At 66.3% G+C, this 21,729-nt stretch carries 14 protein-coding genes; 11 read left to right on the top strand and 3 right to left on the bottom strand.

Annotation, left to right across the window (positions count from 1 at the left end; translation table 11 throughout):
• Positions 1–380: 380 nt before the first annotated feature.
• Together VGQ44_16470 and VGQ44_16475 are read right to left on the bottom strand one after the other, a co-directional pair.
• Positions 381–1,301, bottom strand: a complete 921-nt coding sequence (locus tag VGQ44_16470) for an ABC transporter permease (protein ID HEV8448426.1) — start codon at positions 1,299–1,301, stop codon at positions 381–383.
• On the bottom strand, positions 1,298–2,899 hold the full coding sequence (locus VGQ44_16475; GenBank protein ID HEV8448427.1) for an ABC transporter substrate-binding protein: 1,602 nt from the start codon (positions 2,897–2,899) through the stop codon (positions 1,298–1,300). Before VGQ44_16475 ends, VGQ44_16470 begins: the two co-directional genes overlap by 4 nt.
• A 175-nt stretch (positions 2,900–3,074) precedes the next feature.
• Between VGQ44_16475 and VGQ44_16480 the strand changes: the two genes are divergently transcribed.
• The 6 genes from VGQ44_16480 (at position 3,075) to VGQ44_16505 (ending at position 15,819) form a co-directional block, all read left to right on the top strand.
• Positions 3,075–5,438 (top strand): BamA/TamA family outer membrane protein, encoded by a 2,364-nt coding sequence (locus VGQ44_16480; GenBank protein HEV8448428.1) that lies wholly within the window; start codon positions 3,075–3,077, stop codon positions 5,436–5,438.
• A gap of 7 nt (positions 5,439–5,445) precedes the next feature.
• Entirely contained in the window at positions 5,446–10,083 is a 4,638-nt protein-coding gene (locus VGQ44_16485; protein ID HEV8448429.1) for a translocation/assembly module TamB domain-containing protein, read from the top strand.
• A 17-nt stretch (positions 10,084–10,100) separates the two neighbouring features.
• A complete protein-coding gene (locus tag VGQ44_16490) occupies positions 10,101–10,976 on the top strand; it encodes a diacylglycerol kinase family protein (GenBank protein HEV8448430.1) in 876 nt (291 codons plus the stop codon).
• 4 nt (positions 10,977–10,980) lie between these two features.
• Complete coding sequence (locus VGQ44_16495; protein ID HEV8448431.1) at positions 10,981–13,821, top strand: PAS domain S-box protein; 2,841 nt, start codon at positions 10,981–10,983, stop codon at positions 13,819–13,821.
• A 215-nt stretch (positions 13,822–14,036) separates the two neighbouring features.
• Complete coding sequence (locus VGQ44_16500; GenBank protein HEV8448432.1) at positions 14,037–15,032, top strand: P1 family peptidase; 996 nt, start codon at positions 14,037–14,039, stop codon at positions 15,030–15,032.
• On the top strand, positions 15,025–15,819 hold the full coding sequence (locus tag VGQ44_16505) for an NlpC/P60 family protein (GenBank protein HEV8448433.1): 795 nt from the start codon (positions 15,025–15,027) through the stop codon (positions 15,817–15,819). The genes VGQ44_16500 and VGQ44_16505 overlap by 8 nt, the downstream gene beginning before the upstream one ends.
• On the opposite strand, the gene VGQ44_16510 is transcribed toward VGQ44_16505, so the two are convergent.
• A complete protein-coding gene (locus tag VGQ44_16510; protein ID HEV8448434.1) occupies positions 15,816–16,235 on the bottom strand; it encodes a hypothetical protein in 420 nt (139 codons plus the stop codon). The genes VGQ44_16505 and VGQ44_16510 overlap by 4 nt on opposite strands.
• A 46-nt stretch (positions 16,236–16,281) precedes the next feature.
• Here VGQ44_16510 and VGQ44_16515 point away from each other — a divergent pair, with 46 nt between their 5' ends.
• From VGQ44_16515 to VGQ44_16535, 5 genes are all read left to right on the top strand, one after another.
• The gene (locus VGQ44_16515; GenBank protein ID HEV8448435.1) at positions 16,282–17,232 is read left to right on the top strand and encodes an EamA family transporter; all 951 of its coding nucleotides are present in this window, start codon (positions 16,282–16,284) and stop codon (positions 17,230–17,232) included.
• Positions 17,229–17,921: an HAD family hydrolase gene (locus VGQ44_16520; GenBank protein ID HEV8448436.1), complete on the top strand. Its 693-nt coding sequence runs from the start codon at positions 17,229–17,231 to the stop codon at positions 17,919–17,921. The genes VGQ44_16515 and VGQ44_16520 overlap by 4 nt, the downstream gene beginning before the upstream one ends.
• 30 nt (positions 17,922–17,951) lie before the next feature.
• On the top strand, positions 17,952–18,731 hold the full coding sequence (locus VGQ44_16525; GenBank protein ID HEV8448437.1) for a hypothetical protein: 780 nt from the start codon (positions 17,952–17,954) through the stop codon (positions 18,729–18,731).
• Complete coding sequence (gene acpS / locus VGQ44_16530; GenBank protein HEV8448438.1) at positions 18,728–19,120, top strand: holo-ACP synthase; 393 nt, start codon at positions 18,728–18,730, stop codon at positions 19,118–19,120. Before VGQ44_16525 ends, acpS begins: the two co-directional genes overlap by 4 nt.
• Before the next feature lie 104 nt (positions 19,121–19,224).
• Complete coding sequence (locus tag VGQ44_16535; protein HEV8448439.1) at positions 19,225–21,459, top strand: cytochrome c/FTR1 family iron permease; 2,235 nt, start codon at positions 19,225–19,227, stop codon at positions 21,457–21,459.
• Positions 21,460–21,729: the final 270 nt, after the last annotated feature.

The following is a 21,729-nucleotide window of genomic DNA, read 5'->3' on the forward strand; positions in this document are numbered from 1 at the left end:
CGTAGTAACCGGCCCTCGACACCTCCAGCACCCGGCACATCGTGGTCACGCGCCAGATGCGGGCATGCGCTTGGACAAAGGCGAATCTCATCGCCTGTCCTTGGCGAAGAAGGCCGTCGCTTTTTTTAGGATTTCGCGCTCTTCACGCAGCCGCTCATTCTCCCGCTTGAGCTCCGCACTTGCTCTTCCAGCGAGAGCACGCGTCCAGGGCCTGGCTTCTGCAGCGCCACCGAAGCGATTGAGGTGTCCACAAAACCCGGGGAACGTCAAACCCCTTCTAAGAGGATTTTTCTTAGAAGTAATCCGCGAAATCCGTGGTTCATCCGCGAAAATTGTTGTTCCGGTCGTTGTCGTTGTCGTTGTCGTGGCTGTTGCGGCCTCTATTGGAATCGAACACGCGGGTCGGCTTTGGCGTACGCGAGATCGGTCAACAGGTTCACGACGACGAACACGGTGCTGAGAAAGAGGACGGAGCCTTGGATCGCCGGCAGGTCGCGGCGTGAGATGGCGTTGACCACGTAACGGCCGATGCCCGGCCACGAGAAAATCGTCTCGGTGAGAATGCTTCCGGTGAGGTAGGCCCCGAAGTCGAGGCCGAGCACCGTGATCACCGGGATCAACGCATTGCGCAGCGCGTGGCGCGTCGTGACGACCCACTCACCGAGTCCTTTCGCGCGCGCGGTGCGGACGAAATCGGCGTTGAGCGAGTCGAGCATCGCGGATCGCGTCATGCGCGCGAGAAACGCGATCGACCGCATGCCGAGCGTCAGAGCCGGCAGGATCAAAAAGCGCAGACTGCCGTAACCCGACGGCGGCAGCCACTTGAGCGTGACGGCGAACAACAGGATCAACAGCAGGCCGACCCAAAACACTGGAAACGACACTCCGAGGTAGGCCAAGCCGAGCGCAAACCGATCGATCACCCCGCCGGGGTTGCGCGCGCTGAGCACGCCGAGCGTGATTCCGACCGTCGCCGCGAGGAGCATCGCGGCGAAAGCGAGTTGCAGCGTCTTCGGAAAACGCTCGCGAATGTCCTGCGAGATCGGGCGGTCGGTGATGTACGAACGGCCCAGGTCTCCGACGGCGACGCGGCTCACGTAGTGGGCGAATCGCTGCGGCAGCGGGTCGTCGACGTGGAGCTCGGCGCGGAGACGCGCGATCGTCGCGCTGTCGGCGCGTTCGCCGATCATCGCCTCGACGGGATCACCCGGCGCGACGTAGAGCAGCAGGAACGCGACGACGAGGACGCCGAAGAGCGTCGGAATCGCGAGGAGGAGCCGCCGCGCGATGAACGAGCTCATTTCGACGGACGCGGCGAAGGGGGCGAGCGGTCGATCGTCACATCGAGCCAGCGCTGGCCGTTGAAGATGACCGGCGGCACGAAATGCCTGATCCACGGTTGAACCGCGTAGAGCTCATCGTAGAAATGGAGGAAGACCATCGGCGCGTCGGCAAACGCGATGGAGTCGGCTTGGCGATAGAGCGCGTTTCGCCTGGCTTCGTTTTCCTCGCGGCGGGCCACGGTCATCAGCGAATCGAAGCGCGCATTCGAGTAGAACGAGACGTTTCCTCCGGCGCCGCGATTCGCGGTGCCGAGGAGCGGATAGAGGAAGTCTTCGGCGTCGGGATAGTCGGCGTACCAGTCCTTGAGGATCATGTCCGTCTCGCCTTTGCGGGCGGCCGCGCGCGACGCGGCGGCCTCGCGGAGCACGATCTTCGTGCGGATGCCGACGACGTTGAGGTATGCCTGGACCGTTTCGGCGATTCGCTGGTAGATGGGGTTTGTGGAGACCCAGAGCTCGACGTCGATCCCGTTGGCGTGGCCCGAGGCGGCGAGCAGCTGGCGCGCCTTCGCCGGATCGTAGGCGTAGGGGGCTCGCGAGCTGTCGTGTCCGGGAAGCGTGGGGGGGATCACGCCGTTCGCCCGAATGCCGCGGCCCCCAACCAGGCGCTCAATGATGCGGTTTACATCGACGGCGTAATTGATCGCCCGGCGGACACGCGGGTCCGCCAACGGTCCGCGTGTCGTGTTGATACCTATGTACACGAGCTCGAGCGCGGGCGTCGACATCAGCATCGGCGAGCGGCTCTCGTCGTTCACCCATTCGCTCGCTTCGGAGGCCGGGATCTGCAGGACATCGACGTTACCGCTTTCGTACTCGGCCACCGCCGTGCTCGGCTCCGCGATGATGCGGGCGCGGAGGGTGTCGGTCTTCGGGGCGCCGCCGAAGTATCCGGGATTCTTGGAGAAAAGGAGGAAGTCGTCGTGCTTCCAGGTGACGAGCTTCCACGGACCCGTGCCGATCGGGTGCTCGCCGAAATTCGGCGGCGTGTTCAGTGGGACGACCGAGGCCACGGGCATCGCCAGCATCTTGGTGAAAATCGCGAGCGGCTCGTCGAGCGCGACGATGAGAGTGGAATCGTTGGGCGCGGCGAGGCCGGCAATCGATTTGGCCGTCCCGCCGTTGAAGGCTTTCGCCCCGGCGATCGGGAAGAGGAACTGGGCCGCACCGCTCTTCGTGGCCGGCGCGAGCGCACGCTCCCAGCTGGCCACAACGTTCTTCGCCGTGAAGTGAGCGCCGTCGTGGAACGAAACGTCGGTCCGGAGATGAAAGGTGTAACGCCGTCCGTCGGGGGAAATCTCCCAACGCGTGGCGAGCGACGGCTCGACGCGTGCGTCCGGCGTGAAGCGCGTGAGGCCGTCGAACAGATAGCCGACGGCGCGTCCGGTGGGAACGTCGGTCGAGAGTGCGGGGTCGAGTGATCTGGGGTCGTAGATGTCGCGCGAGTCGACGATCTCGTCTCGCGACGGCGCTCCGGGCGCTCCGCATGTCGCGAGCACGAACGCCGAGAGGAGCGCGAGGGCGGCCGCGGCAACGCGCGGTCGTGCGTCTTCCATTGACACTGGCTGAGAGGCGCGAGAACTTACGCCATCCCGCCGTCAAGCGTCAATCATGTGCGCCCGCCGGAGGCAGTCCGCGCGGGCGCGTCGTGCGTCAGCACCGCCGAAGCGTCGGGTGGTGTCCATGATGATCGCTTCCCCGGCCGGCCACGGCCGGACCTCACGAGGGGCAGTGAACGGCATTCATACACAGGGCGATCCCAAAGTCGTTTCGGCGACCCGCGTTTGCGTCGCCGTCGCTCTCGTGTCCCTCGCGATGCTTTGGCCGACTCGCGCCCGCGCGCAGGAGTGCGAGGAGGGCGACCGTCAGGTGCGGTCGCTGCACTTCGTCGGCAATAAGACATTTAGCGCCGACGCGCTGTCGGCCTATGTCGTGACCACCGCGTCGTCGTTCGCCAAGCGCCATTTTCGAATCATCGGCACGGCGCGCTGCTACCCCGTCAACGGACTGGGACCGGACACCGACGCCATCAAGCTTTTCTACAAAGCGAACGGTTTCTACGACACGAAGGTCGATACCGCGGTCACGATCGTCGGACGCGGCGTCGTCGACGTGACCTTTCGGATCAACGAGGGTCGGCCCCTGCTGCTCGACTCGCTCGAGATCGCCGGACTTTCCGCGATTCCCGATTCGTCGAAGCTCACCAAAGACCTTCAGCTCAAGGTCGGTGAACGGGTCGGACGGCTGAACATGGTGTCGGACATGACGACGATCGTTTCGCGACTCCACAACTCCGGCTATCCGAACGCGCAGGTCTTTCCGCAGTTCACCACGCATTTGGACGATCATCGGGCCGAGGTCCGACTCGAGGTCGCGCCCGGTGTGCGCACTCGCTTCGGCACCATTCGGATCGAGAGCACGTCGCAGTCCGGCGGACCGCCCGAGATCGACACGGCCGTCGTGCGTCACCTGCTCGGCTTCTCGTCTGGCGACCGGTACAGCGACGATGCGCTCGTGAACGCGCAGCGCAACCTCTACAACCTCGGCACGTTCAAGCACGTCGGCATCGACACGACGAGTCAAACCGCCGCGGTCGCGGACGGCAGCGCGCCGGCCGCCGCTCGCACCGCGAAGGACAGCCTCTCGGACACCCTCACCGACGTCCAGGTCAACCTGCGCGAGGACTTGATGCGCCAGTACGACCAGGACGAGGCGTGGGCGACGCTGGATTGCTTCCGGTTCAACGCGCAGTACACCAACAAGAATTTTCTGGACGATGCGCGGCGTCTGGAGCTCTCGGGGCGCCTCTCGAAAATCGGTTACGGCAGCCCGCTCGCCTCGCCGGCGACCCGCAACCTCTGCTATCGCCCTTATCTCGACCAGGACAGTCTCGCGAGCAAGAAGGTCAACTACTATCTCGGCGCGACGGTCAGTCAGCCGACGCTGTTTGGTACGCACTGGGTTCCGTCCTACACGGCGTATACCGAACGGCGAGGCGAGTATCTCGCCTATCTCCGGACGACCTACGTCGGCGGCGCCGTATCGGCAACCCGCCTCATCGGCGAAGGGATGCCCCTGCGCGTCGGCTACACGCTGGAGTATGGAAAGACGCAAGCGCAGCCGGCGGTGCTCTGCGCTGAATTCTTCGCATGCACGACGGAGGAGCAGGACCAGTTCGAGCGAACGTTGCGGCTCGCGATCGCGAGCGTCTCGCTGCAACGAACTCGGGTCGACGACCGGGTAGAACCGAAGAGCGGCTACATCATCGGAGGCGAGCTGCGCGGCGCGGCGCCGGTGATCGGGTCGGATCCGTCGCAGCAGTTCGCCAAGGGCACTCTCGACATGTCCGCCTACAAATCGCTCTCGAAGCGCGTGGTGTTGGCGGGGCGAATCAGCGGCGGACTGATCTCGGCGACGAACGATACGACGGGCTCGAAACTACCGCCCTATCAGGAGCGCCTGTTCGCCGGCGGACCGAACAGCGTGCGCGGCTTCGGGCAGAACCTCCTCGGTCCGGTCGTCTATCTGGTGGGTTCGGACCAGTTCAACATCGATACGATCGCGGTTGCACCAGACCGGTCTTCGAAGACGCTGGCGTACGTGCTCAAGAATCCCAATGCGAGCGTCAGCCGCCCCCAGCCGCTGGGCGGCAACGCGATGTTTGTCTTCAACGTCGAAATGCGGATACGCGATCCATTCTTCCCGGATCTACTCCAATACGTTCCGTTCGTGGACGGCGGCCAAGTGTGGACCGAGGTGCCCAACGTCAACAATTTTCACCTGGCGCGCCCCATCTTCGTGACGCCTGGGCTGGGGTTCCGGATCTCGTCGCCGATCGGCCCCATTCAGATCAATCTGGGGTACAATCCCTACCCGAATCAGCAGGGGCCTGTGTACTTCGCATCGCCGGTCGATCCCCTCACAGGGGCGGCGCCGCTCATATGTGTGACGCCACCCGGGGCGCCACCCGTCCCAGTGACGATAAGCGGCAGTGAGGCGACTCAGGCGAAGTGCCCTGGGATATTCGCGCCGCCGCGTCCAGCAAGCTTCTTTCAACGGCTGACGAAAACCTTCTCGATCGTAACGAGCTTCTGACTCAGGCATGAAGCGCCGCAGTCTCGTCGCCCTCGTGGCGGCTGGCGTCCTGGTCTTCCTCGGGCTCCTCGCGGTGTCCGGGGTGCTCTTCTTCACGCGCACGTACCGCGGGCGCGAGTACGTGCGGTCGTTCGCCCAGCCGTTGATCGAGCGGGGGATCAAGGGCGGAAAGGTCTATCTCGGACACCTCAGCGGCAGCTTCCTCAACCAGCTGACGATCGACAGCGTCGCGATCCGCGACGAGCGCGGGGAGCTGTTCCTCAGCACCGGTCGGATCACGCTCGACTACAATCCGCGCGACATCTTCGACGCGCGGGCGCTCATTCGCCGCGCGACGATCGAGCATCCGTACGTCCACATCGTCCAGCACAACGACTACAGCTGGAACTTCAAGAAGATCTTCGCCAGCGCCCCGTCGCCGGCGCCGGCGAAGAAAGACGAGACCACGCGCGGCTGGGGCAACTACATCGTCGCCGACTCGGTGAGGCTCCGCGACGCGACCTTTCTGCTGACGATGCGTTGGCAGCCCGACGATTCGTTGAAGGGGGCGCGCCGCGACAGCGTGATCCGCGTCACACTCGCCAATCCCGCGAGAGCCGTGACCCAGACGTACGACGGCTATGGGCGGCTGTACGAGTGGCGCAACATCAATGGTCTCATCTCTCACGCCCGCCTCTCCGATCCGGACAGCGACGTGAAGTACGGGCGGGAGTTCAAGATCGCGACGCTCTCGGCCGACGAGCTCGAGCCGACCTTCAAATACCGCAACGTCGTCGGCGACGTACGGCTGCAAGGCGACTCCGTCTGGTTTCAGTCGCCGCACTTCGAGCTACCGGCGTCGAGCGGGCGCGGCGCGGGCAAAGTGTGGTGGGGAAGCGACCTGCCGGTGCGCTACGACATCATCATCCACGGCAATCAGGTCGCGCTCGAGGACGTGAATTGGGTCTATCCTCCGCTGCCGACGACGGGCGGCGGATCCGTCGACCTCGCGATCCGGAACGATCCGCAGAACATGCAGATTCTGGATTTCCGGTTGAGCAACATGGACGTCAAGACGACGGGGTCGCACGTCACGGGCTCGATGTGGTTCGGCATCGGTGCACCGGTCCTGCTCGTGCGGAACGTCGATCTGAAAGGCGATCCGGTCGACTTCGATTTCGTGCGCTACATCAACCAGAAGCCGTTCCCGGTGGATTGGCGCGGCCAACTCTATGGAACGGTGAAGGGGCGCGGCGGCCCGCTTACGCATTTCGTCGTCGACCAGTCGGACGTCACTTTCCACGACGCTCACGTTCCGGGCGCGACTTCGCATGCGACCGGCAAGGGCGAGCTCGACATCCTCTTCCCGGCGTTCACCGCGTTTCATCACTTCGACGTGAACGCAACGTCGGTGGACCTGCGCTCGATCGAATATCTCTACCCAGCGTTTCCGCGACTCGGCGGCACCGTGAACGGCACGGCGACGCTCGACTCGTCGTGGCTCGACGTCCGCTTCTCCGGCGCCGACGTCTACCATCAGGACGGGCCGGGTGAACCGTCGCATTTGACCGGGAACGGCCGCATCACGTACGGCGATCCGTTCATGACGTACGACGTGACGCTCGACGCGCGGCCGTTGTCGCTGACGATGCTCGCGCGCTCGTATCCGAACTCCCTGCGCGGATTGATGAGCGGACCGATCAAGGCTCAGGGGCAATCTCCCGACCTGGCGCTCGCGACGACGCTCGCCGGCGACGCGGGCACGTTCAGCTACGACGGTCGCGTCGACCTCGATTCCGTGGGCGGCCTCGGCGCGCGCGGACACGGACAGTTCAGCGCGTTGAATCCGTCAAGGCTGCTGGCGAAAGCCGAGGGCCCGAAGGGGGCGTTCAGCGGGCATTACGAGGTGGACGTGAACGGTAAGAACGCGACGCTGCTCACCGGCACGGCGGGGCTCGCGATCGAGCGCACGACGTTCGACAGCATCACGATCTATCCGTCCCGCGCGCGCGCAACGTTCGGTGACGGGCGCATGCGCATCGACAGCCTGCTGGTCGAAACGAGCGCCGGGACGTTGGAAGCGAGCGGATCGATCGGTCTGCCGAAGGGACGCGCGGATTCGCTCGCGTTCCAGTTCACTGCCGACTCGCTCGGCGGGCTGCGGCGCTACGTCTCGATTGCCGATTCGACCGCCCCACCGGATTCGTTGTCCGGTGACCTGAGGGTTCGAGGCTTCTTGCAGGGCCGCATGGACTCGCTTCGCCTCGCCGGCACGTTGACCGGAAATCAGTTGTACCGAAACAAGGACCGGAGCCGTTCGGTCACGTTGGGCTTCGACCTCGCGAACCTTCCAGACGCGCCCTCCGGCCGGCTGACGCTGAGCGCGGATTCGCTCACGCTCGCCGGCGTCGCGCTCGACACGCTCGGCGGAACTCTGATCGCCGAAGATGCCTCGCACGCGCGCTTCACGGTCGGCGCGCAGAGCCACAACGGGCCGCTCGGCGTGGCGGGCGGAACCTGGACGTTGCTCAAGAACGCGTGGTCGCTGGGACTCACTTCGCTGGACATGGTTGTCGGCAAGGACGAGTGGCGACTCGCCGGTCCCGCTCTGCTGCAACGTGATAGCGTCGGCACGCGGTTAGACTCACTGATCCTGCGCAATCGGGACACCGCGTCGGTCGCACTGAGCGGCGACGTGCCGAACGCGGGGAACGTCAACGGACGCGTGCGTGCGGTGAATCTTCCGCTGGACGACATTGGCGTCATCGAACAGTTCGCGGACAGTGTCGGCGGCCTGGGCCGGGTGGACGCGACGCTGGGCGGGACGCGCGAGCATCCGACTCTCACGGGCGAAGCGCAAATCAGCGGCTTGCGGCATAACGGTGTGACGCTGGACCGACTGACGCTGAACAGCCAACTGCACGACCAAGACGCAGACGTGAGCCTCGCGGTCGTGAGCAAGGGCGCAACGACGCTGACGCTAGGCCTCAAGCTGCCGATCGACTTCAAGCTGTTCAGCCTCAAGATGCGAAACGCTCCGATGAGCGGCCTGATCCAGGTTCCGGCGACGGATCTGTCGATCGTGCAGCTCGCGTCACGGTCGTTCAATCAGGTCACCGGGACGTTGCGCGGAGCGATCATCATCGGCGGAACGCCGAGCGTGCCGGTTTTCAGAGACACCGTCATGTGCGGGTCCGCCGTCTTGGGTTGCGTGAGAGGCGTGGCCATCCAAAACGGATCCGCGACGCTACAGCAGCTCGGCGTTCAACTCACGGACATACAGTGCTCGTTGTCGGGCGCGGGCGACCTCACGGCAGGGGACAGTCTGTCGCTTTCCAAGTGCAGCGCCTTCTCTCCGGCGGTGCAACGGGGAATGGAGCGTGGCCAGATCGTGGTGGACGGCTGGGCCAAAAACGTCGCGCGTTTCCTTCTCACGAAGCCCGATCCGCTCAAGCCGGCCCCGTCGCCGTCGTTCCGGATCGCGGTCGGATTGAAGCAGTTCCATGCATTCAACAAGCGCAGCGTCGCCGACGTGTACCTCACTGACACTGGTCTGGGCCTCGACTCGATTCGAATCGCCGGGAGTTTGAATTCGGCCAGGCTCACTGGGGCGCTTCAGGTCGACCGGAGCGCGATCTTCCTCGCCGACCGGGACCTCGCGCGCAAGGTCCAGACTAACGAGGAGCTGATCACGGACTTCAATCCCGAAACCGTGGTCGGCGGACGCGCCGGGCTATCGATACTGGCCCAGAATCTGGACCCCAACTTAACGGTTGCACTCGGCAGCGACGTCCGCCTCAAATCGAAAGAAGCGGACGTCCGTCTGGCCGGATCGTTGAATGTCGTGAAATCGACGGCGCGCGCGAGCCGGATGCTCGCTTCGACCAATCAGCTGATTCCGAAGTTCGGACTCGAGGGCACGCTGCGAACGATCGGCGGCAGCTACACGCTCGACCTCGGTCTGGCCCAGCGTCAATTCGACGTTCTGTCCGACGGCACCGTGAACTTCACGGGTGACGCGGAGAATCCGACGCTGGACATCGCCGGCCAGTACAACGTGAAGCAGTATCGCGATCGAGACCTCGGCGTGATCGTCCATTTACGCGGACCGTTGATCCCGTATCCGGAGATCACCTTCACCAGCAACGCCGACTACGCGATCTCGCAATCGGACCTCGTGAGCTACCTCGTGACCGGCCAACCGGGCTTCGAGCTCAACGCGCAAAAGAGCGAGGCCCTCGCGCAGTTCTTCGGGCCTACGCTCAGCGCTTACGCGGCCAACAACCTGCGACAGCTCGTCGGGCCGTGGGTCGACTTCCGATTCGAGCTCGGCAGCGGAACGCAGCAACTGCAGGGGCAGACGTCGAGCAGCTTCCAGCAGTACCTCTACGGCGCCACGGTCGGCGTCGAGAAGCAGTTCGCCGACAAGATGTTCCTCAGCCTGAACACGGGTCTCTGCCAGTTCGATCCGCAGTTCACCCAATCGAACCTGCTGTCGGGCGTCGGCGCCAAGGTCGAGTACCGCTTCAAGCCGGAATTCTCGACCCAGATCGCGGTCGATCCGTCGACGACCGCGCGAACCTGCTCGGGCGGGCAGAGCATCATCGGCATCGTGCCCCAGCCGCAGAACTTCAGCTTCTCGTTGCACCACACCTTCCGCTTCTGATCAAGAGCGCGATTGTCATCGCGAATCCGGCGTCGCGACGCGGAAGACGGCTCGCCGGCCACGCCCAGCGCGAGCTGATCCAACGTTCGATCGACTGCGACCTCGTCTTCACCGAACGGCCGGGCCATGCGGCGGAGCTCGCGGCGAGCCACGCCCACGCCTATGACGCCGTTTTCGTGGTCGGTGGAGACGGGACAGTCATGGAAGTCGCCGCCGCGCTCGCGTCCCACACCAGCGACACCCCGGTCGGCGTGCTGGCGGGAGGCACGGGGAATCTCGTGGCGCGCGCCTTTGGAATACCGCTTTCGGTATCGCGGGCGGTCCCCGCGCTCCTCGACGGAACGGAGCGGCGGGTCGATCTCGGCCGGCTGAGCTCCGGCGGCGGCTTTTCAGTGGCCGCGGGGGTCGGGATCGACGCGGCCATGATCGCTGAAACGCCGGGCTGGCTCAAGCGTCGATTGGGTGTACTCGCCTATACGATCATGGGCGCGCGCGCCGCGCTGCGTACCGTGGGTCGGGGTGACTTCTTTACCGCCCGAATCACGGTCGATGGTGTGGTTCACGAGAGGCGCGTCGCGATGGTGATGATCGCCAACGTCGGCGCGGTGCTCGGCGAGCGCCTGGTGCTCGGTCCGGAGATCCGCCCCGATGATGGGATGCTCGACGCCTGCCTCTTTTCACCGAACTCGATGCGCGACGCGCTGCGCATCGTGCGCCGCATGGTTTTCCGCGACTTCGCGGACGATCCGTGCATGCTGTACGTCGCGGGCAGACACATTCGAGTCGAGACGGATCCGCCGCGGCTTTGGCAGGCGGACGGAGACGTGATGGGCACGACTCCGTTCGATGCCACCATCGAGCCGCTGGCGGTTCGCCTGCTCGTTCCGCGCTGACGCGGTGGCTCCCCTACCCACTCCCGCGCACCGCCTGAGGGCGGTGGAGCAAGCGCCGCTCGCGACGGTCGCGCGACTGCTCCGCGAGCGCAACCAGCTCTTTCTTCTCCACGAAGCTCTCGTCGAGGTCGAACGGGCTCGCTCGCTCGAGCACCGCATCACGATTCTCGAGAGCGCCATCAAGCGAATCGGCTACGGCCGCGTCGAGACGCACTACGACTTCGTGATGCCGCCGGCCGATCAGGTGGCCCGTCGGATCAGCCACTCGATCATCCTCGCGTCGAACGATCTTCTCGTGCCGTTGCGCGCCGCGGGCGGCGCGGCTCTGGGTACGCTGGTACTGGGCGAGCCGCTCGACGGCGCCGCGCCGACCGCGGACCGCGTCCGCACCGTCGAGCTATTCGCGCAGCAGGTGGCGTCGATCATCGAGAACGCGCGGCTCTACGCGGAAAGCGAGCGGCAGCGCGTGCGCGGCGAGGCGTTTTCCGACATTGCACGCGCGGTGAGCGGCTCGCTTCGCCTGGACGACGTGCTGACGCTCGGGCTGCGCCATTCGATGGCGCTCCTCCACGCCGAGGGCGCGACGATCAGCCTCGTACGCGACCAGCAGCTTGTCGTCGTCGCCGGACTCGGCGCTGGCGAGTGTCTCGTCGGCGCGCCGCTGCCGCTCGGTTCGAGCCTGACGGGCCGAGCCATCATCGAGCGGCGGCCGCTCATCTACAACAGTACCGACGTTCCCGACGTGTACACGCCGACGCGCATCGCGGCGAACGTGGAGCGGGCCCTGATCGCTCCGCTCTTTTCGAGCAGCGGCGGAATCGGCGCTCTGTCGGTGATCAACCGGGAGCGTCCATTCTCTCAGGACGACGCCGTCGTTCTCGAGCGGCTCGCCGATCAGGTCGCGCTCGCGGTGACGAACGCGCGACTCTACGAGGACGCTCAGGGCGCCGCCGACCGGTACCGTCAGGCGGTCGAAGACGAGCGTCGTGCGCGCGAAGCGGTCGCGCAGTCCGAGGCGCGATACAGAAACCTGTTCGAGACGGCGACAGACGCGATCTACACGCTCGATCCGCACGGCGCCTTCACGTCGGTGAACGGCGCGACGTGCGAGCTTCTCGGCCGCGACCGCGCCGACCTGTTGGCGCGCAGCCCGCTTCCTTTCGTCTCGTCCGCGGACACGGGGATGGTGAAGGAGCAATTCAAGGCCGCGCTCCTCGGTCAAGCGCGCGGCTACCAGTGCTTGTTCGTCCGACCGGACGGCACCACTCGACTGGCGTCGGTGACGAACTCTCCGATCCGGCACGGATCGCAGGTCATCGGCATCCTCGGTGTCGCGCGCGACATCACCGACGAGCGCGAGCGCGACCGCGCGCTCGAGAGATCGGAAATCCGATACACGCAGCTGGTCGAGTCGGCATCGGATGCGATCTTCACGGCGGATGCCGCGGGACGGCTGACCGCGGTCAACCGTTCGCTCGAAGAAGCGACGGGGAAGGGGCGCGGCGAGTTGGTCGGGCTGCCGGTGATGTCGCTGATCGACCCGCGGGATCAGACGGAAGCGCAGGTCGCACTTGGCGCGGCGCTCGCCGGCGAGTTCCCGCGCGGCCAGCTCCGTTACGCGAACGCGTCCGGCGAAGTGCGGCACTGCTCATTGACCGTTACGCCGCTCACTGAGGGCGGAGTCGTGACGGGCATGCTCGGCATCGTCCGCGACGTCACCGACGAGCGGCGCCTCACCGAACAGTTGGTGCAACAGGAAAAACTGGCGGCGGTCGGCGAGCTGGTGAGCGGCGTCGCGCACGAGCTGAACAACCCACTGGCGAGCGTGATGGCGTTCGCGCAGCTGCTGCTCGCGGCGCCGCCGGACGCGCCGCCCGATCGAGAAGCGATCGACGCGATCAACCAGGAGTCGAAGCGCGCCGCCAAGATCGTCGCGAACCTCCTGACGTTCGCGCGCCAACATCAACCCGAGCGCACGATCGCCGACCTGAACCGCGTCGTGCACGACACGCTCGAGCTTCGGCGCTACGCGCTGCGCACCGCGCAAGTCGAGATCGAAGCGCGCCTCGATCCGGACTTGCCGCTCACGTGGGCCGACGCTTTTCAGCTCCAGCAAGTGGTGCTGAACCTCGTGACCAACGCGGAACACGCGCTCTCGAGCTGGTCGGGCGAAAAGCGCATCACGGTCAGCACGTCGCGCCGCGGAGACCAGCTCGTCGTGTCGGTGACCGATTCGGGCCCCGGCGTTCCGCCGGAGAATCTGTCGCGAATCTTCAATCCGTTTTTTACGACCAAGCCTGTTGGAGAAGGAACGGGGTTGGGTCTCTCGATCTCCGATGGAATCGTACGCGAGCACGGCGGAAAGATTCGCGTCGAGTCCCGCCCGGGGTCCGGCGCGACGTTCGAGATCGAGTTGCCTTACGCGGCACCGCCGACGTCCACGCCGACCGGCGGCAGCGAGCCGGTCGCCGTCGTGCCGGGAATGAAGCGGTTGCTCGTCGTGGACGACGAGCAGGCGATACGACATGCCGTGTCCATCTTCTTTCGCTCGTTGGGGCATGTCGTCGACGTAGCGGCGAGCGGCGCCGAAGGGTTGAGCCGTGCCCGCAACGCGACGTACGACGTGCTGCTGCTCGATCTTCGCCTCCCGGACGCGACCGGCGACGCGATTCTGCGCCAGTTGGACAAGGAGGGGCGTGCGCCGGCGAAAGTCGTGTTCGTGACCGGCGATACGCAGAGCGACGCCGCGCGCGCAGTGTTGGAGTCGACGGGGTGCGAGGTGGTCGGCAAGCCCTTCCTGTTCGATGAGCTGGCGGCCGTCGTCCTCGCCGCCGAGCCGAGTTGACAGCGCTATCTTGAAAGCATGAGCATCAAAGAGCGCGACGCAATGACCTGCCGGGCGTGCGGCCACGAAGAGCGCGCGTCGGAAGGTTATCCGTGCGTGGATTGCGGCACTTTCCTGTGCATCCTGTGTGACTTGCGCGGCGTGACTCGCTGCAAAGCGTGTCAGGCCAAGCGAGACGCCGGCGGCACCGGCGGGGAACAGCCCAAGCGAGTGCAGTGAGCGCGTCAGTCGATTTCGGCCGCCTCGGCATCGCGATTGGTCATGCGAGCGACGAGCGCGGCGCCACGGGGTTGACCGTCATTCGCGGCGTGAAGAAACCGCTGCGCGCCGGTGTCTGCGTCGTGGGTCGAGCGACGGGTAGCCGAGAGATCGCGGCGGCGTCGGCGGATCATCATGTCGACGGACGCGTCGATGCCGTTTTGCTCACGGGCGGATCCGCGTACGGTCTCGATGCGGCCTCCGGCGTGATGCGATGGATGGAAGAGCGCGGCCGCGGACATCCCGTCGGGCCTGGTGTCGTTCCGATCGTCCCGGCGGCGGTGGTGTTCGACCTCGCGCCACTCGGGCGGTTCGACGCGCGCCCGACCGCGGACATGGCCTACGCCGCGGCCGACACGGCGCGCAGCGAAGGAGTGTCCGAGGGATCGGTCGGCGCGGGGACGGGGACGACGGTCGGCAAGGTCGCCGGCCCCGCGTGGTGTATGAAGGGCGGTTTCGGCTGCGCGATCGAATCGACGGCGTCGAACGATCTGTCCGTCGGCGCGATGGTCGTCGTAAACGCGTTCGGCGACGTGCGAGACGAGCGAGGGCAGATCATCGCCGGCGCCCGGCGGCCGAGCGGTGGATTCGCCGACACGCCCCGCGTCCTCGCGTCGGGCGACATTCGATCGTTGAGCAAGTTCGATGACCTCGGCGCGCAGAACACCACGCTGGCCGTCGTGGCGGCGAGCGTTCCGCTTTCGTCGAACACGCTCACCCAGCTCGCGCGCGCGGCGAGCGCCGCGATGTTCCGCCGGATCACGCCGAGCGGGTCGTCGTTCGACGGCGACATCGTGTTCGCGCTCTCGCCGTTCGAGGACGAGGTCTCACGGGTCGAGGCGCTCGTCATCGAATCGCTCGCCGTCGCCGCGTTGGAGCACGCGATCGAGCGAGCGGTGCGTTGCGCGCGCGGACGCGAGGGAATACCCGGTCTCGCCGACGCGCATGCCTGAGTCGTCCAACCGCCGCGACGCGGTTCTCTACGGCGCGATCATTCGCGCGCCCGTCGCGCCGATGCACGCCGAGCCGCGCATCTCGAGCGCGATGGTCTCGCAGCAGCTCGCCGGCCACCGCGTCGACGCTCTTGCGGAGGAAGCCGACTGGGCGCGCGTCCGCGGCACCGACGGATACGAGGGCTGGATCCACAGCGGGTTCCTCGCCAAAGCGCCGGCCACCACCACGCGGCAGAGCCGTCGAATCACGCGCGTTTCACTCGGCTGTTCGACGAAAACCGCTTCCGGGGTGAGCCGTGTGCTTCCGCTCCGGGCGTTTCTCGCTCCAGATGAGACGCTGACGTCTGGCGAGGTGATCGAATCGACGCGGCGCGCGGCGCGATTCCCGCTCGAGCCAAGCGCGATCGCGGCCAGCGCGCAGACGTTCTTCGCCGGTACGAGCTATCTGTGGGGCGGCGTCACCCCGTGGGGCGCGGACTGTTCGGGTTTCGTGCAAACCGTGTTCGCGTTGCACGGCAAGCAACTCCCGCGCGACGCCTCACAACAGGCGCAGATCGGAGACGACGCGGGCACGGATCCCACGGCCCTCGAGACCGCCGATCTGCTTTTCTTCTCGGATCGCGAGGACAAGCGCGTCACCCATGTCGGCATCGCGGCAGGCGAAAAACGGATGGTCCATCTCGGACTGGGGCGCGGCGGTTATTCCATCGAGCGCCTCTCCGATCGGAAAGACGCGTACGCCGTGCTGATGCGAAAGCGCTTTCTGTTCGCGCGACGCGTAGTCTAACTGACCAAGCCGTTCGCCACGAGCGGAGTCGACGAGCGAACCTGCACGCCGACGTCGATCGTCGGTTGGTCGTCGACCGCGATCGCCATCGTATAGCCGCCCGGGGAGTCCATCGGCAGGTCGAATTGGGCGATGAGAGGCAAGTCCATCTCGAGGACGCCCGGCGGCGGCGGGCCGACGTTGAGGTCGCCCTGGCTTCGCCAGAGCTCCGCTCCGTTGGGGCTGAGCCAGCGGAAGGAGACCGTATGCGCGCCGACGTCGGCCCCGCTCCCCTTCATGTGGACGACGAGATTCGCCCGCGGATGGACGGCCGGCAGCGCCGCGACCTGCAGCGCGTCGAACACGCCCAGGACGTTGAGCTTTCCTTCTTGCGAGAGATTCGCCGCATCGGCGAATAGGGCGAACGCAACGCGCATTCAACAACATAGACAGGCCAAAGCCCGCACGCCTAGTTTTCTTGACATGGGCTCTAGCGCAGGCGACGCCGCGACAGAATCGATATTGCCCGGACGCGCCGACACGGCGCGGCCGGGCGGCGGCGTGTGGCTCACGGATGCATCGCTCGTGCTCGTCGCGATCATCTGGGGCGTGAACTTCTCGGTCGTGAAGTTCGGGACGTCGCTCATCGACCCGCTCGCCTACAACGGCGTTCGCGTTCTGCTCGCCGGCATGCTGCTTTTCGCGATCGCAATGGCGAGCCGAGCGCCGCTCCCGCCCGCCCGGGAGATCGCGATCCTGCTCGCGCTCGGCGTGCTGGGGAACGGCGTGTACCAGGTCTTCTTCGTCGAAGGCGTCGCGCGGACGCGCGCCAGCGACGCCGGGCTCGTCATCGCCGCGTCGCCGGCGTTCATCGCGATCGTCGGCCGCATGCTCGGTGTCGAGCGGATCAACAGGCGCGGAGTGATGGGCATCGTCATGTCGATCGGCGGCATCGCGTTCGTCGTCCTCGGCACGACGAACGGCACCGCGGGCGACGCGACGATCATCGGCGATTTGCTCGTGCTGCTTGGATCGCTCTGCTGGGCGTTCTACACGGTGTTGCTCAAGCCGTACACCGAGCATCTCTCCGGGCTGCACGTAGCCGCCTTCACGATGGTCGGCGGCGCGGTTCCGTTGTTTCTGCTCGCGTTCACTCGGATCGCCGCGACGAATTGGGCGCAACTTCCCGTGAAGGGATGGTCGGCGATTCTCTACAGCGGAATCTTCGCGCTCGTCGTCGCCTACCTGTTCTGGTACCGCGGAGTGCGCGTGATCGGACCGACGCGAACGGCGATGTACTCCAACTTGCAGCCGGTCGTCGCGGTGCTCATGGCGTGGTGGCTGCTCGGCGAACAACCGACGTGGTGGCAAGGGGTCGGCACCGGTTGCATCGTCGGCGGTTTGCTCCTCACGCGCGTCCCAGTCGATACGTGAAGCTCGTTCTCTTCGACATCGACGGAACGATCCTGCTCACGAGCGGCGCTGGAAAGCGCGCCGTGCACCGCGCGCTCGCCGAAGTATTCGGCGCGCCCGGACGACTCGAGCACCGGTTCGACGGAAAGACCGATCCGCAGATCGTCCGCGAGCTGATGCGCATGGAAGGCCACGCCGACGACCACATCGACGCGCGCATGGCTCTCTTGCTGGACCGCTACGTCGATTTTCTGCACGAAGAGCTCGATCAACCGTCGACCGCCGTCCGGCTGATGCCCGGCGTGGCAGATCTGCTCGACGCGCTCGAGGAGCGGGCGGACATCGTTCTCGGACTCGTCACGGGAAATCTCGCGGCGGGCGCGGCGGCCAAGCTTCGCGCCGGCGGCCTCGATCCGGACCGTTTTCGCGTGGGTGCCTATGGCTCGGACCACGAGCTTCGCGTCGAGCTCCCGGCAGTCGCTCAACGCCGGGCGCGCGACGAGCTCGGGTTCACCATGGAAGGCAATGACGTCGTGGTCATCGGCGACACGCCGGCCGATGTCGAGTGCGGGCGGGCGGTAGGCGCGCTCACCATCGGCGTCGCGACAGGCTACTACTCGGTGGACGAGCTCCGCGGCTTCGGCGCGGACGAAGCGTTCGAAGACCTCTCCGACACGAACGCGGTCGTCCGGACCATCGTCGGCGGCTGAGTGACCCACCCGGCAAGTACATTTTCCGACATGGCCGAGACGCCGAGGGGAACGATCGCGGTGAATGCCGCGCGCGTGGGTCGCGCCGACCTGGGCGAGGCCACCGCCACGGTCGACGACGACGTGCTCACGGTCATCGCGAGGCCGAGCGGCGCCGAGCGCTTGCTCCGCATACCGATTTCGGCAATCGACGGTCTCGCGATCGAAGGCGACGAGGTGGTCGTGTCGGTGCGCGACGGGCGTCAGGTCGCGCTGACGAGTGGAGACGCCGCGAAGCTGCACCAGGAGATCGTGGCGCGATGCTTCGTGCTTCCGGAACTGACGCGAACGCTGCGGACGTTCGGCTCGCGCCGCGGCCAGCGGGGACGGCGCCCGAACGCGGCCGCCGATCAACAAAAGTTCTTCGCGCCGCTCGTCGACGCGCGCCGCGCGGCATCGAAGACCTCGTCGGCCGTCGAGACGATCGCCGCGTTCGAGACCGCGACGCTGACCCGCGCCGTCGATGAGGCTCTGCGGAAATTCGCCAACGAACGTTTCGCGCAGAACGGACCCGCGCGGCGAGCGCTGGAAGCTGAGTTGGTGGATTCGACGGAGCCCCTCCAAGCCGCGCTTCGCGCGCTCGGCGAACGCGCGTCAGAGGCGCAAGCGCATGCCGACGAAATCCGCATCTGGCGCACGTGGGCGCTCTCGCTCCGCAACGTCTTCGAAGCGGCCGACCGCGTGTGGGTCGCGCTCGACGAAGCGCTCGACGCGGCGCACGCGTCGGCGAGCCGCGTTGCTTCTCCCCCTGCTCCGCGCGCTCGTTCATGATCGTCGGCCTCGGCATCGACGCCGTGGACATCTCGCGCGCCGAGCGAATGTTCGCCGACAAGCCCGAGCGAATGCTCGAGCGATTGTTCGGCGACGTCGAGCGCGCCTATCTCGCGACGAAGCCGCAGCCCGCGCAGCACATGGCGGTGCGTCTGGCGGCCAAGGAGGCGGCCTACAAGGCGCTTTCAGGAAACGAGTTGGCGCGGGGCATCGGCTGGCGCGACGTCGAGGTCGTGAGCCGGGACGACGGATCGCCCGAGCTCCGCTTCTACGGCCGCGCGGCGGAGCGCCTCGCCGAGCTTGGGGCCGAGCGGGTCCATGTGTCGCTCACCCACAGCTCGGCCACCGCAGTCGCCGTGGTGATCTTGGAGCGTTCCGCCGACGGGTGAACGGGGTGGGGTGACGGCAAAACCCTGACTGCGGAAAGCCACCTAAACGATTTGTATTTCGTGGTCTACACGCCCTTCCGGAATCCCGATATATTCAGTCGGCAATGAGGCTCGGAATCAACTTTGGCCGGGCCGCGTCGGGGTTGTTGACCGGGGCGGCCCTTACGATGTCCGCCGCGCTCGGCGCACGCGCCCTCGGCGCGCAGCAGGAGCGCCCGACCCAGCGGGTCGCGAACATCGTGAGCGTGGCCGTCGAGGAATACGGCAAGGGCGTTGACCAGAAGGGGCGGCTGACGTCGCGCGACGAATACGACGAAACCGTCGGATTTCTGCGCGATGCGCGAGCGGCCATGTCGCGTCTGCCAAGCGATCGACTCGCCACCGCGACACCGCTGCTCGATTCGATCATCCTCGCCGTCACGGCGAGGCGTCCGCCTTCGGAGCTGAACGCGCTGGCCAACCGCTTCGCGTCTTCGCTCGGCAGCGAAGCCGCGCTCGAACTTCCGGCTCGCCCGCTCGACATCGGAGCCGGCGAGAAACTCTTCGCCGCGAATTGCGCGTCGTGTCACGGGCCGCGCGGGATGGGAGACGGACCCGCGGCGGCGACGATCAATCCCAAGCCGCCGGCCATTGGCAACGCGACCACGGTTGCCGACGTCGCGCCGGCGATGATGTTCCGCAAGATCTCCGTGGGTGTGACCGGCACCGCGATGCCGTCGTTCTCGCCGCAGCTCACCGCCGAACAGCGCTGGAACATCGTCGCGTACATTGGATCGCTGCACGCATCGCCGCAGCAGGTGGCCGAAGGCGAGGGTCTGTACGCGCAGGGGTGCGTCGAGTGCCACGGCTCCGCCGGGCTCGGCGACGGCGCGATGGCGAGGACCTTGAGCAAAGCGCCGAGCGAGTTGGGATCGTTCGCGTGGCAGGTCGAGCGCAGCGACTCACAGTTGGCGGCCGCCGTTCGCGCCGGACTTCCAGGCACGCCGATGCCCCCCGCTTCAGGGTTCACCGACAAGCAGGTGCAGAGCGTCGTCGCGTACATCCGGACGCTGCCCAGCCGCCAGCGAACCATCGCCGCGGCGGCGCAGAGCGACAGCGGGCAGGCCGCGAGCGCTTCGAGCCCGGCCGCGGCGTCGAAGGTCTCCATCTCGCTGCTCGACCAGTCATTGACCGCGGCGCGCAACGGCCGGTGGGTGGACGCGGGCGATCGCGCGTTCGACGCGTACCTCGCGTTCGAACCGATCGAAACGCCGGCGCGGGCGCGCAATCCGGGCGTCGTCGCGTCGATGGAGAAGCTGTTCGGCGACTTCAAGGCGTCGATCCAGGCGAACGACATCGAGGGCGCCGAGCACGCGCGCGACGCGATCGACGTGAACATGGAGCGCGTCGTCGAGCTCACACAACCGCCCGGCAGCGGGTCGGAGGCGTTCCTTCAGAGCTTCCTCATCATCGTCCGCGAAGGGTTCGAGGCGATCCTCGTGATCGGCGCGGTCGTGGCGTTCCTGCTCAAGACGGGGCACCGCGAGCGGCTGCGGTCGATCTGGTGGGGGATCGTGCTTGGCCTGCTGGCGAGCGGACTGACGGCGATCGTACTGCGCACCACGCTTCGCGCGCTGCCGGCGACCCAGGAGATCATAGAAGGGGGCACGCTGCTGCTTGCCGTGGCCGTGTTGTTCTCGGTGAGCTATTGGCTGATCTCGCGCGTCGAAGCGGCCAAGTGGCAGGCGTTCATCCGCGAGAAGGTCACGAGCGCCCTGGAGCACGGCGGCGGGCGCGCGCTCGCGTTCGTCGCGTTCCTCGCCGTGTATCGCGAGGGCGCCGAGACGGCGCTGTTCTACCAGGCGCTGTTCAATGAAGGCTCGAACGTCGCGCTGCCCATCGGCCTCGGACTCCTCGCCGGCGCCGCGGCGCTCGTCGTCATCTTCACGCTGTTCTATCGCTTCGGCGTCAAGATTCCGCTGCGCCCGTTCTTCAGCGTGACGAGCGTTCTGCTCTACTACATGGCGTTCGTCTTCGTGGGGAAGGGCGTGCACGAGCTGCAGGAAGGCGGCGTCATTCCGATCAACGTGCTGCGCGGCTTTCCGACGATCGAGTGGCTCGGCTTCTATCCGACCTGGGAGACGGTGCTCGCGCAGCTCGTGCTGCTCGGTTTGTTCGTCTTCGCCGTCGCCAAGACGTTCTGGCCGAAGCGCTCCGTCGCGCTCCCCACCGTGCCGCGCGAGGCCGCGCCCGCCGGCGAAGTCGTCGCCGACATCGCGTCACTCACCGCCCAAGTCGAGCGCCTCACCTCCCGCGTCGCATCCCTCGAGCGCGATCGTAGCGGAGTGCCGCGCGAGTAGTTGTTCGTTTTGCCGGCGCGGTTTCGCGCGCTCCGGGGGCGTTCATTTTGGCTAGTCCTGCCTGTACGTCGCTCTGAACTGCAGATTTCGCGGATTAACCCGGACTTCGCGGCAAGAGCAAACGCTCTTGTTGCGGTATAAAAGAGCCTTGCTGCTGTCGTTTCCGCGCAAATCCGCGGTAATCCGCGAAATCCTGTTGCAGTTCAAGAAAGCTGTTGCCGTTCCAATCAGTAAGCTCCACGCGGCGCGCGGAGCTTACTCCAAAAGAGA

The organism is Gemmatimonadaceae bacterium (assembly GCA_036003045.1).
In the GTDB taxonomy this organism is placed as follows: domain Bacteria; phylum Gemmatimonadota; class Gemmatimonadetes; order Gemmatimonadales; family Gemmatimonadaceae; genus JAQBQB01.